This is a genomic window from Caulobacter sp. D5 (assembly GCF_003185805.1).
In the GTDB taxonomy this organism is placed as follows: Bacteria; Pseudomonadota; Alphaproteobacteria; order Caulobacterales; family Caulobacteraceae; genus Caulobacter.
The window spans coordinates 1-12,011 of record NZ_QHJY01000009.1 but is presented as its reverse complement, the minus strand read 5'-3'; the positions used below and the strand labels follow the sequence as shown (position 1 = coordinate 12,011).

Here is a 12,011-nt window from a genome sequence, read left to right as displayed (position 1 = left end):
CGCCGGTTGGTCGTCGATCGCCTCGATGGCGTCGCGGACGGCGCGGCGGGGCGCGGCGGCGGTCTTGGCGCGGGGCGCGCGGACGGGTTCAGGCTCGGGCTGGCGCTGTGCGCGTTCACGCGGCGCGGTCAGGCGGGCGATCAGGGCCATCAGGCTTTCGGGATCGACGCGGCGGACGCCCAGGGCGTAGCCGACGCCGACCACGGCCCCGACCAGCAGCAGCAGGGCGGCGATGATCCGCGCGCCGGGAATGTGGGCGAAGCCGAAGATCCCGCCGATCAGGTTCAGGAGGCCATCGCCCCAGAAGCCGCCCAGGCCCTTGGCCAGCGGCCAGACGGCGGGGGGCGCCAGGATGGTCAGGAAGCCGGCCAGGGCCAGCAGGCCGGCCACGCCGACGCCGGCGCGCACCCGCAGTTCCTTGCGGTGGGCGTCGGGATCGGGCTGGGCGGTGCGCGCCAGGCCGAAGACAAGCATCATGATCGCGGCGATCCAGCCGGCCAGGCCCAGCGACTGCACGACGACGTCGGCCACCATGGCGCCCGCGCCGCCCAGGGCGTTGGTCGCGGGCGCGCTGCTGACGGCGTTGAAGCTGGGGTCGGCCGCGTCATAGGTGGCCAGCGACAGCAACAGGCCAGCGCCCAGCACGGCCAGCACGCCGCCCCGGAACCGGGCCGTCCAGGGTTGCGCCCAGCCGTAGCGGACCGCCTCCCAGACCAGCTCCACATTCGATCGCCGCGCCACTCGCGCCATGAACCACTCCAGAGTCCTACGGAGCGATCTTGTGGGCCGGTTTGGTTAAGAGCCGTTTACCGAGCCGGGCCGTCGGGGCGGTTTGAGAACAAAGACTTAATGTCGCAGGGGTTGTGGAACGAAAGCGCGGCCATGCGCATTTCACTCTCGTATCCCCCTAGTAAGTCCCCTCTGACTTTCGGCCCGGACGGCGACGCCCGGGCCTTTCTTCGTTCCGTGCTCAAGACGCTCCCCCTGAAGGGGGAGCTGTCGCGGAGCGACTGAGGGGGAAGTGATAGCAGGACCTCAGCGGCCGTTTCCCCCTCCGGCCCTTCGGGCCACCTCCCCCTTCAGGGGGAGGATCTTGTCAGAGAATATACCGGCTCAGATCCGCGTTCGCCGCCAGGGCCCCGACCCGTTCCTTCACATAGGCCGCGTCGATGGTGACGGTCTCGCCGCCGCGGTCGGCGGCGGAGAAGCTGATCTCTTCGACCACCTTTTCCAGGATCGTCTGCAAACGCCTGGCGCCGATGTTCTCGACCGAGCCGTTCACGGCCACGGCCGCGTCGGCCAGGGCGTCGATGGCCTCGTCGGTGAAGACCAGCGTCAGGCCTTCGGTGGCCATCAGCGCCTGGTGCTGGCGCAGCAGATTGGCTTCCGGTTCGGTGAGGATGCGGCGCAGGTCGTCGCGGGTCAGGCCCTTCAGCTCCACGCGGATCGGCAGGCGGCCCTGCAGCTCCGGCAGCAGGTCGCTGGGCTTGGCCACGTGGAACGCGCCCGAGGCGATGAACAGGATGTGGTCGGTCTTCACCGGCCCGTACTTGGTCGACACCGTCGTGCCCTCGATCAGCGGCAGCAGGTCGCGCTGCACGCCTTCACGGGAGACGTCGGCGCCCGAGCGCTGCGAGGAACTGGCGACCTTGTCGATCTCGTCGAGGAAGACGATGCCGTGGTTCTCGGCCAGGGACAGGGCTTCCTGGGTGAGGGCCTCCTGGTCGAGCAGCTTGTCGCTTTCCTCGGCGATCAGCGGGGCCCAGGCGCCCGAGACCGTGGTCTTGTGGGTCTTGGTGCGGCCGCCGCCGAACGACTTCATCATCTCAGACAGGTTCAGCACAGAGGCGCCCGGCTGGCCGGGGATCTCGAACATGCCGCCGCCGCCGCTGTCGGCCAGCTGCAGCTCGATCTCCTTTTCGTCCAGCTCGCCGGCCCGCAGCTTCTTGCGGAAGCTGTCGCGGGCGGCGCTGGCGCCGGGACCGGTCAGGGCGTCGAGGATGCGGTCCTCGGCGGCCGCTTCGGCCTTGGCCTTCACGCCGGCCCGCCGCTTGTCGCGGACCATGCCCAGCGCGCTTTCCACCAGGTCACGAACGATCTGGTCGACGTCGCGGCCGACATAGCCGACCTCGGTGAACTTGGTGGCCTCGACCTTCAGGAACGGGGCCTGGGCCAGGCGGGCGAGGCGCCGGGCGATCTCGGTCTTGCCGACGCCCGTGGGGCCGATCAGCAGGATGTTCTTGGGGGTGATCTCGTCCTGCAGGTCGGCCGGCGTGCGGCGGCGGCGCCAGCGGTTGCGCAGGGCCACGGCGACGGCGCGCTTGGCCTCGGCGTGGCCGACGATGAAGCGATCCAGTTCGGAGACGATTTCGCGGGGGGAGAACTCGGTCATGTGTCGTTGATCAGGGTCTCGAAGATCAGGCGCCAACCTTCGGCGCGCCTTTGCCAGACGTGCATATAGTGCGCCGCCACGGGTTTGTTATCCGGTCCGCTCCAACTGGCTTCGCCGTGGGTCCAGACAAGGTCGCCGGCGCCGGACGCCCCGCCGCCTTGCGGGCGCAGCGTGATGGCGGCCGGACGCAGGGCCAGGCGGGCGGAAAGATCGTTTCCGGCAAGAGCCTTGGTCTCTTTCGGGCCGAGCAGCCAGGCGTCGGCGGTCAATGCGGCCTTGTAGGCGGAGGGCGCGTCGGTCGCGGCAGCGGAAGCGAGCGCGGCCTCGGCGGCGCGGGCCTCCTCGAAGCCCTTGGCCTGGGATTCCGCGCCGGCGGGCGCCAGCGGGCCGGCCTGGGCGGCGGCGTCGGGACCAGGGGCCTTGCCGGGATCGGCCTGCGCCCCGCCGTCATAGACCCACTTCCAGACGCCGTCGGCGCCCTTGCGCCAGATGGTGGCGTAGTAGCCGCCGCGCTTGTCGTCGATGCTCCAGGGGCCCAGCGACAGGCCAAGGTCGCCGGAGCGGGCGATCACCACCTTCTGCGGCCACCAGAACAGCTTGGGCTCGTTGGTCCCCGGGCGCTTCTCGTAGAACTCGCGGGCGTTCACGGGGCCGGGGGCGAAGACGATGGCGTCGTCGGCCATGTGCCGCAGGAACGAGCCCCGGATCCCCAGCGCCAGGCCGTCGGCGGCGAAGGCGCGCTCGGCGGCCTCGACCGGGGCGGCGGAGATCTCCTGGGCGAGCGCGGGGGTCGCCAGGGCGATGGTGATCAGGGCGGGGGAAAGAAGCTTGAACATGGTCGGGCCTCCTGCCGCCTCACCCTAGCGCGTTGCCGGGCGCGAGGAACCTCCCCCAAAAGGAGAGATTCCTTGGGTTTAGAGGCTTTCCACCGTCAGGTTGCCGTTGGTGTAGACGCAGATCTCGGCGGCGATGGCCATCGCACGCCGGGCGATCTCTTCGGCCGTCAGGTCCTGATCGATCAGCGCCTTGGCCGCGGCCAGGGCGTAGTTGCCGCCCGAGCCGATGGCCGCCACGGCCCCGCCGCCGGGGCTTTCGCCCGGCTCCAGCACGTCGCCGACGCCGGTGACGGTGTAGATGGCGTCCTTGTCGGCCACCAGCAGCATGGCCTCCAGGCGGCGCAGGTAGCGATCGGTGCGCCAGTCCTTGGCGAGGTCGACGCAGGCCCGGGCCAGCTGGTTGGGATACTGCTCGAGCTTGGCTTCCAGCCGCTCGATCAGGGTGAAGGCGTCGGCCGTGGCCCCGGCGAAGCCGGCGACGACCGCGCCTCCGGCCAGGCGGCGCACCTTGCGGGCGTTGCCCTTGACGACGGTTGGCCCCATGGAGACCTGTCCGTCGCCGGCGATCACGGTCTGGCCGTTCTTGCGCACCGCGAGAATGGTGGTGCCGTGCCAGTCGGGGAACGAGTTCGAGCTTTGCATGGCTTCGCATGTGGCGAGGCCGGCCTGGAGGGTCAAGCGCCATGAGCTTTTCGGAACGCGAAGTCGAGCGCTACGCCCGCCACCTGGTGCTGCGCGAGATCGGCGGACCGGGCCAGCAGAAGCTGAAGGCGGCCAAGGTGCTGCTGGTCGGCGCGGGCGGCCTGGGCGCGCCCGCCGCCCTCTACCTGGCCGCCGCCGGCGTGGGGACGATTGGTCTCGCGGACGCCGACGCGGTGTCGCTGTCGAACCTGCAGCGCCAGGTGCTCTACGCCGAGGCCGATGTCGCCCAGCCCAAGGTCGAGGCGGCCGCCGCGCATCTGGCCGCCCTCAATCCGAACGTGGCGGTCGCACTCCACCCCGTCTGGCTGAATGAGGCCAACGCCCGCCAGATCGTCCGCGACTACGACATCGTGCTGGACGGCACGGACGACTTCTCCACCCGCTTCGCCGTCAGCGACGCCTGCCTGGCCGAGGACAAGGTCCTGGTCAGCGGGGCCCTGGGCCGCTGGACCGGCCAGGTCGGGGTATTCCACGGCCAGCCCTGCTATCGCTGCCTGGTGCCCGAGGTTCCGCCCGACGCCGAGACCTGCGCCCTGGTCGGGGTGGTCGGGGCCCTGGCGGGCGTCATCGGCTCGATGATGGCGCTGGAGGCGGTGAAGGTCATCGCCGGCGCCGGCCAGCCGTTGTCGGGGCGCCTGCTGATCTACGACGCCCTGGCGGCCGAGACCCGCACGGTGCGGATCGGCGCGGATCCCGCCTGCCCCAGCTGCGGGCGATAGCGTCGTTCGGCGAAAACCTTGTCGTTACGGGTATTTACGTAGGTGAGGGCCTGGGGCGTTTGGTCTAGGTTCGCCGCCGCCGGTCCCGGCGGACCTCCCCTCGCGCGCCGGTCGGCCGCAGGGAGAGACCGATGACCAACCCCCGCATCGCCCATCCGGGCCTGGCCGCCAGGACCATGAGCGCCCAGGACGCCGCCGCCCTGATCGCGCCGGGCTCGACCGTCGGCATGAGCGGCTTCACCGGCTCGGGCTATCCCAAGGCCGTGCCGATGGCCCTGGCCGAGCGGATGGAGGCGGCCCACGCCGCCGGCGACCCCTTCCGCGTCAAGGTCTGGACCGGCGCCTCGACCGGTCCCGAGCTGGACGGCGCTCTGGCCAAGAGCGACGGCGTCGAGTTCCGCCTGCCCTACAATTCCGACCCCATCGCCCGCGAGAAGATCAATCGCGGCGAGATGGAGTATTTCGACATGCACCTTTCCCAGGTCGCCCCCATGGCCTGGCAGGGGTTCCTGGGTCCGCTCGACACCGCCGTGGTCGAGATCGCCGGCATCCGGCCCGACGGCTCGCTGATCCCGTCCTCGTCGGTGGGCAACAACAAGACCTGGCTGGACCGCGCCTCCAAGATCATCCTCGAGGTCAACGCCTGGCAGAACCCGGCGCTGGAGGGGATGCACGACATCTACTACGGCACCGCCCTGCCCCCCAGCCGCGTGCCGATCCCGCTGGTGAAGCCCGACGACCGCATCGGCGAGGCGTATTTCCGGGTCGATCCGGCCAAGGTGGTCGCCGTGGTCGAGACCGACGCGCCGGACCGCAACCTGCCCTTCGCCGCGCCCGACGCCTCGGCCCTGGCGATCGCCGGCCATCTGCTGGAATTCTTCGCCCACGAGGTCGCCAAGGGCCGCCTGCCGCCGTCGCTGTTGCCGCTGCAGTCGGGGGTGGGCAACATCGCCAACGCCGTGCTGACCGGCCTGGTCGATGCGCCGTTCGAGAACATGACCGCCTATACCGAGGTGATCCAGGACGGCATGCTCGACCTCTTGGCCGCCGGCAAGTTGCGCATGGCCTCGGCCACCGCCTTCTCGCTGAGCCCGGAAGCGGCCGCCGGCCTCAACGCCGACATGGAAAAGTTCAGGGACAAGATGATCCTGCGCCCGCAGGAGATCTCCAACCATCCCGAACTGATCCGGCGCCTGGGCTGCATCGCCATGAACGGCCTGATCGAGGCCGACATCTACGGCGCGGTGAACTCGACCCACGTCATGGGCTCGCGGATCCAGAACGGCATCGGCGGCTCGGGCGACTTCGCCCGCAACGCCTATGTGTCGATCTTCATGACCCCGTCGACGGCCAAGGGCGGCAAGATCTCGGCCATCGTCCCGCAGGTCAGCCACGTCGACCACATCAACCAGGACGTCCAGGTGATCGTCACCGAGCAGGGCCTGGCCGACCTGCGCGGCCTGTCGCCCAAGCAGCGGGCCCGCGTGATCATCGACAACTGCGCCCACCCCGACTTCCGCCCGGGCCTGGAGGACTACTTCCAGCGCGCGCAGGCCGGCGCCTACGGCCGCCAGACCCCGACCCTGCCGGGCGAGGCGCTGTCGTGGCACCAGCGGTTCATGGAGACCGGGTCGATGCGATCCTAGGTCTTCAGGCGAAGGCCGTCTTCAGGCAGGCGATGGCGGGGTTCAGCACCGCCTTGAAGGCGGCTTCGTCCCAATTGCGGTGGCCGATGTCGCGCAGCTCGACATGCTGCACGCTCTTGCCGGCGTCGCGCAGCGCCTTGGCCATGATCCGCGACTGACGGGCCGGCACGATCCAGTCGTCGGCGCCGTGGATCAGCAGCACGGGCACGGCCACCTTGGCGGCGTTGCGGACCGGCGAGGCGGCTTCCAGCATGGCCCTGTCCTTGGCCGGGTCGCCGATGGTCTCGACCCAGTACTTGTAGGACGGGGAGTCGTCGCCGTCCTCGCGCTCGTAGGCCAGCATGTCGAGCAGATCGCTCACCCCGGCGATCGACACGGCGGCCTTGTAGAGCCCTGGCTTGCGCACTGCGCCCATCAGGGCCGCGTAGCCGCCGTAGCTGGCGCCGCAGATGGCGACCTTGCCCGGGGCCACGCCGCCGGCCTTGATCACCTGGTCGACGGCGTCCTCGATGTCCTCCTGCATGCGGTCGCCCCAGCGTCGCCGGCCGGCCTCGACGAAGGCGCGGCCATAGCCGGACGAGCCGCGGAAATTGACCTGCAGCACCATCCAGCCCTGGGCCGCGAAGCTCTGGACGAAGAGGTCGTACTCGACGCTGTCGCGGATTTCCGGCCCGCCATGCGGCAGCACCACCAGCGGATGGGGGCCGGGCTTCAGCGGCCGGGTCAGATAGGCGCGCAGCTTGACGCCGTCGCGGGTGGCGACGTCCAGGGCCTCCATCGGCGCCAGGCGCGCCTCTGTCAGCCACGGCTGGCGCTCGCCCAGCGCCTCGAAGCGCTTGGCCTGCTTGTCGTAGAAGAAGAACGAGCCGGGCATGCGCGGCCCGTAGACATAGGCCAGCAGGCGCTGGCCGTCGGCGCTGGCGCCGGTGAGGTAGACGTTGGCCTCGTTGCCGAAGAAGCCGTTCATCGCCTTGTAGTGGGCGTTCATCTTCGGGTCGGCGAATTGATAGACGACGCGGTCGTCGGTGTAGCGCGCGCCGAAGAAGCGGCCCTTCTCGTCGACCAGCACGTCTTCCAGGTCGCGGCCGAGGCGTTCGGAGACGGTCTCGCCGAAGCTCAAGGTGCGCAGGTCGAACTTGCGCAGGATCCGGGCCTCGCCGTCCTCCAGGCGGTTGGCGACCAGCAGGACGCCCGGCTCGGGCGAGGCGCCCAGCACCTCGAAGTCCATTTTCTCCCACTCGCTGCGGCGGATCTTGCGGATGAAGGTCCACTTGTCGTCGCCGGGCGGGCGGCCGTACAGCGACAGCACCGAGCCGCGGTTGTTGAAGTCGTAGCGCAGCACCGGCCGGCCGTCCTGGACGTCCCAGCCACGGGTGGTGGCGCCGCCGTATTCCACCAGTTCGGCCTCGCCGGTGTAGACGTCGACCTTGTAGACGCCCAGGGCGTCGCGGGTCATTTCCCACACCGCCATCAGCACGTGGCGCGGGTCGTCGCGCAGCATGTCGACGACATAGCCGAGGTCGAAGTTCTCGCGCAGCTTGATGCGCTTGTTGCCGAACAGCACGACCTCGTCGCCGCCGCCGACATTGATCGCCAGGATCCGCCGCACCGACAGGCCGCCGAACGAGGCGCCGATCCGCGAGCCGGTCGAGGTGAACGAGGCCACGCTGTTGTTGTTGATCCAGATCAGCAGGCGCTCGTCATTGGCCCAGGCGATCCGCTCGACATTGATCGAGCCGATGCGGATGGTCTTGGGCCCGTCGGAAGGATCGGCCGCCTTCAGGAAGGTGACGGTGGCGATCTTCTTGCCGTCGATGTCCTGCAGCGCCAGCAGGGCGATCTTCTCGCCGTTGGGCGACAGGGCGGCGCTGCGCACCCGCGAGGGCTTCAGCAGCTCGTCCAGGCTCGGCGGTCCATCCACGGGCGCGGATTCCGCCGCGACCGAACTCCAGGCCGACAGGATAGCCGGCACGCCCAGAGCGCCCCCCACGACGCCGCGACGCGAAATCATCGAACTCGAAACCCCCGTTTCACGCGGCCAGCTAGAGCGTGGCCGCGGACAAGGTCAAGTTGTCGGTTTCGAACCGCTCCCGTTTTCAGGATCGGGCGCGCGTCGAGGTGGTCGTTGCCTGCGCGATTAAACCCTGGGGCCTCAGAGCATCGCCGGGATGACGCGGTCGGGCGGGCGGTGGCCGTCCATGAAGGTCTTCACGTTGACGATGACCTTTTCGCCCATGTCGATGCGGCCCTCGACCGTGGCCGAGCCCATGTGCGGCAGCAGCACCACGTTGGGCAGCTTCAGGAGCTTGGGATTGATGGTCGGCTCGTGCTCGTAGACGTCCAGGCCGGCGCCGGCGATCTCGCCGCGGGCCAGCATGTTGGCCAGGGCCCCCTCGTCGATCACCTCGCCGCGGGCGGTGTTGACGACGATGGCGTGCGGCCGCAGCAGCTTCAGCCGGCGGGCCGACAGCAGGTGGTAGGTGGCCGGGGTGTGCGGGCAGTTGATCGAGATGATGTCCATCCGGGCCAGCATCTGGTCGAGGCTTTCCCAGTAGGTGCAGCCCAGCTCCTCGGCGATGCGCGGACTGACGGGCTTGCGGTTGTGATAGTGCACCTGCATGCCGAAGGCCTTGGCCCGGCGGGCGACGGCCTGGCCGATGCGGCCCATGCCGACGATGCCCAGGCGCTTGCCCCACAGGCGGCGGCCCAGCATCCAGGTCGGCGACCAGCCGTGGAAATCGCCGGCTTTCACCACCTCGGCCCCCTCGACCACGCGGCGCGCGGCGGCCATGATCAGGGTCATGGTCAGGTCGGCGGTGTCTTCGGTCAGGACGCCGGGGGTGTTGGTGACGATGATGCCGCGGGCGTTGGCCGTGGCGACGTCGATATTGTCGACCCCGGCCCCGAAATTGGCGATCAGCTTGAGCCGGTCGCCGGATCGCGACAGAAGGCGCGAGTCGATCCGATCGGTGATGGTGGGCACCAGCACGTCGGCTCGTCCCATGGCGTCGACGAGCTCGTCGGGCGTCAGGGGCTTGTCGGCCAGGTTCAGTTCTGTGTCGAACAGCTCGCACATCCGCGTCTCGACGGGATCGGGCAGCTTGCGCGTGACGACGACTTTGAGCTTGCGAACGGGCATGGGCGGTCTGAAAAGCCTTCCCTGACGGGCGTTCTAAATCTGTAGCAAAGGGGCCGGAAGCGGCCAAGCAACATGCCGGTGAAAAGCAAACATCGTTCGCTTGGTGGTTTTCGCGGCTTGGGCGGTCTGATCGCGGTCGCCGCCCTGCTGGCGGCGGGCGCCGCGCTCGCCCAGCCGCCGACCACGACCCCGTCGGGCCTGCCGGTGCCGCGCTACGTCGTGCTCAAGTACGGCGAGGTCAACGCCCGCCAGGGTCCGGACGAGGATCACCGCCTGCTGTGGATCTACAAGGCCAAGGGCCTGCCGGTGCAGGTGGTGGCCGAAACCCGCGAGTGGCGCAGGATCTGCGATCCCGAGGGTGGCCTGGCCTGGGTGCACAAGCGCACCACCGACGGCCGCCGCACCGCCATGCGGGTGCAGGACGCTCCCCTGCCCCTGCGCGCTTCGCCCAAGCCCGAGTCGCGGATCAGCGCCTATCTGCGCGGTCGCTCGATCGCCACGCTCGACAAGTGCGAGAAGGGCTGGTGCCGCCTGAAGGCCGATGGGGCCTCGGGCTGGGCGCCGGAGGACCAGTTCTGGGGCGCCAAAGAGACGCTGCAGTGTCCGGAAGCGCGCTGATACGGACGATTTAAACCCCAAAAGAGCCGCTCGAACGGGCGGTGCTCACCAATTGTCGCCGAATGTAACATTGAGGCCCGCCCCGGCGCCGTGCTAGGGGCGTTCCCATGCAAAAGAGCGCCTACACCTTCGAAGAGCTCCTGGCCTGCGGCCGGGGCGAACTGTTCGGACCCGGCAACGCCCAGCTGCCCGTGCCGCCGATGCTGATGTTCGATCGCATCGTCCGCATCGAGGCCGATGGCGGCGCGCACGGCAAGGGCTACATCGAAGCCGAATTCGACATCAATCCGGACCTCTGGTTCTTCGGCTGCCACTTCATCGGCGACCCCGTCATGCCCGGCTGCCTGGGCCTGGACGCCCTGTGGCAGCTGGTCGGCTTCTTCCTCGGCTGGTCGGGCGCGCCCGGCCGCGGTCGCGCCCTGGGCGTCGGCGAGGTGAAGTTTACGGGCCAGGTCACGCCGGACATCAAGAAGGTGGTCTACAAGATCGACCTGAAGCGTGTGATCATGCGCAAGTTGGTCATGGGCATCGCCGACGGCGTTCTGGAAGCCGACGGCAAGGTCATCTACGAAACCAAGGACCTCAAGGTCGGCCTGTTCACGGCCGAACAGATGGCGGGTTGATCCAACCGGCTAGCCGGCCGTTCTGCAAGGAGCCGGCTCCGGCGGATCGGGGAGAAAGAGGTACTGATATGCGTCGCGTCGTCGTCACGGGACTGGGCGTCGTCTCGTCCATCGGCAACAACGCCAACGAGGTGCTGGCTTCGCTGCGCGAAGCCAAGTCGGGCGTGGTCGCCGCACCGGAATACGCCGAGCTCGGCTTCCGTTGCCAGGTGCACGCCGCGCCCCAGATCGAGTGGGAAGGCCTGGTCGATCGCCGGGCCGCGCGCTTCCTCGCGCCCGGCACGGCCTACGCCCACATCGCCATGGAGCAGGCGATCGCGGATTCCGGTCTCGAGGAGTCCGAGATTTCCAACGAGCGCACCGGCCTGATCGTCGGTTCGGGCGGCCCGTCCACCCGCGTCATCGTCGAGGCCGCGGCCACGACCAAGGAGCGCGGTCCCAAGCGGATCGGTCCGTTCGCGGTGCCCAAGGCCATGAGCTCGGGTCCGTCGGCGGTGCTGTCGACCTGGTTCAAGATCCGCGGGATCAACTATTCGATCAGCTCGGCCTGCGCGACCAGCGCCCACTGCATCGGCGCGGGCGCCGAGCAGATCCAGCTGGGCAAGCAGGACATCGTCTTCGCCGGCGGCTGCGAGGAGCTGGACTGGACCCTGTCGAACCTGTTCGACGCCATGGGCGCCATGAGCAGCAACTTCAACGACCGCCCGGCCGTGGCCAGCCGCGCCTACGACAAGGACCGCGACGGCTTCGTGATCGCCGGCGGCGCCGGCATCGTGGTGCTCGAGGAATACGAGCACGCCAAGGCGCGCGGGGCCAAGATCTATGGCGAGCTGATCGGCTACGCCGCCAATTCCGACGGCTACGACATGGTCGCCCCGTCGGGCGAAGGCGCGGCCCGCTGCATGAAGCTGGCCATGGCCGACGCCGGCGGTCGCACCATCGACTACCTGAACCCGCACGGCACCTCGACGCCGGTCGGCGACAGCAAGGAGATGGGCGCGGTGCGCGAGGTGTTCGGCGACAAGGCGCCGCTGATCTCGTCGACCAAGTCGCTGACCGGCCACAGCCTCGGCGCGGCCGGCGCCCAGGAGGCGATCTACTCGATCCTGATGCTCAAGAACGGCTTCGCGGCCGAGAGCGCCAACATCGAGAACCTCGACCCCGAGTTCGCCGACCTGCCGATCCTGCGCCAGCGCTCGGACAAGCCGCTCGACACGGTGATGTCCAACAGCTTCGGCTTCGGCGGCACCAACGGCACGCTGATCTTCGGCCAGGTCGACTGACCTGATCCGGGCCGCCGCGATCGACAAGGTTCGCGGCGGCGCCCGCCGCCTGT

11 protein-coding genes are annotated in these 12,011 nt (G+C 69.3%); 5 read left to right on the top strand and 6 right to left on the bottom strand.

Annotated elements, in window-relative coordinates:
• The 4 genes from DMC18_RS00890 to hslV form a co-directional block, all read right to left on the bottom strand.
• The coding region (locus DMC18_RS00890; RefSeq protein ID WP_199232522.1) for a DNA translocase FtsK 4TM domain-containing protein at positions 1–750 on the bottom strand (750 nt) is incomplete at its 3' end.
• Between the two features lie 346 nt (positions 751–1,096).
• Positions 1,097–2,392 (bottom strand): ATP-dependent protease ATPase subunit HslU, encoded by a 1,296-nt coding sequence (hslU, locus tag DMC18_RS00885; protein ID WP_110119988.1) that lies wholly within the window; start codon positions 2,390–2,392, stop codon positions 1,097–1,099.
• Entirely contained in the window at positions 2,389–3,228 is an 840-nt protein-coding gene (locus DMC18_RS00880) for a DUF4440 domain-containing protein (protein ID WP_110119989.1), read from the bottom strand. The genes hslU and DMC18_RS00880 overlap by 4 nt, the downstream gene beginning before the upstream one ends.
• A 78-nt stretch (positions 3,229–3,306) precedes the next feature.
• Positions 3,307–3,906, bottom strand: coding sequence for an ATP-dependent protease subunit HslV (hslV, locus tag DMC18_RS00875; protein ID WP_199228459.1), 600 nt, complete (start codon positions 3,904–3,906; stop codon positions 3,307–3,309).
• A gap of 5 nt (positions 3,907–3,911) precedes the next feature.
• Between hslV and DMC18_RS00870 the strand changes: the two genes are divergently transcribed.
• Positions 3,912–4,649 (top strand): molybdopterin-synthase adenylyltransferase MoeB, encoded by a 738-nt coding sequence (locus tag DMC18_RS00870; RefSeq protein ID WP_199228460.1) that lies wholly within the window; start codon positions 3,912–3,914, stop codon positions 4,647–4,649.
• 131 nt (positions 4,650–4,780) lie between these two features.
• Positions 4,781–6,295, top strand: a complete 1,515-nt coding sequence (locus DMC18_RS00865) for an acetyl-CoA hydrolase/transferase family protein (protein WP_110119991.1) — start codon at positions 4,781–4,783, stop codon at positions 6,293–6,295.
• 4 nt (positions 6,296–6,299) lie between these two features.
• Here the strand turns inward: DMC18_RS00865 and DMC18_RS00860 are convergent, their stop codons facing one another.
• Together DMC18_RS00860 and DMC18_RS00855 are read right to left on the bottom strand one after the other, a co-directional pair.
• Positions 6,300–8,306, bottom strand: coding sequence for a S9 family peptidase (locus tag DMC18_RS00860; RefSeq protein ID WP_110119992.1), 2,007 nt, complete (start codon positions 8,304–8,306; stop codon positions 6,300–6,302).
• A 141-nt stretch (positions 8,307–8,447) separates the two neighbouring features.
• The gene (locus DMC18_RS00855) at positions 8,448–9,434 is read right to left on the bottom strand and encodes a D-glycerate dehydrogenase (protein WP_110119993.1); all 987 of its coding nucleotides are present in this window, start codon (positions 9,432–9,434) and stop codon (positions 8,448–8,450) included.
• A gap of 72 nt (positions 9,435–9,506) precedes the next feature.
• Between DMC18_RS00855 and DMC18_RS00850 the strand changes: the two genes are divergently transcribed.
• From DMC18_RS00850 to fabB, 3 genes are all read left to right on the top strand, one after another.
• Positions 9,507–10,052 carry an SH3 domain-containing protein gene (locus tag DMC18_RS00850; RefSeq protein WP_110119994.1) on the top strand — a complete coding sequence of 182 codons (546 nt, stop codon included), beginning with the start codon at positions 9,507–9,509 and terminating at the stop codon, positions 10,050–10,052.
• Between the two features lie 107 nt (positions 10,053–10,159).
• The gene (gene fabA, locus DMC18_RS00845; protein ID WP_110119995.1) at positions 10,160–10,675 is read left to right on the top strand and encodes a 3-hydroxyacyl-[acyl-carrier-protein] dehydratase FabA; all 516 of its coding nucleotides are present in this window, start codon (positions 10,160–10,162) and stop codon (positions 10,673–10,675) included.
• A gap of 68 nt (positions 10,676–10,743) precedes the next feature.
• A complete protein-coding gene (gene fabB, locus DMC18_RS00840) occupies positions 10,744–11,958 on the top strand; it encodes a beta-ketoacyl-ACP synthase I (RefSeq protein ID WP_110119996.1) in 1,215 nt (404 codons plus the stop codon).
• Positions 11,959–12,011: the final 53 nt, after the last annotated feature.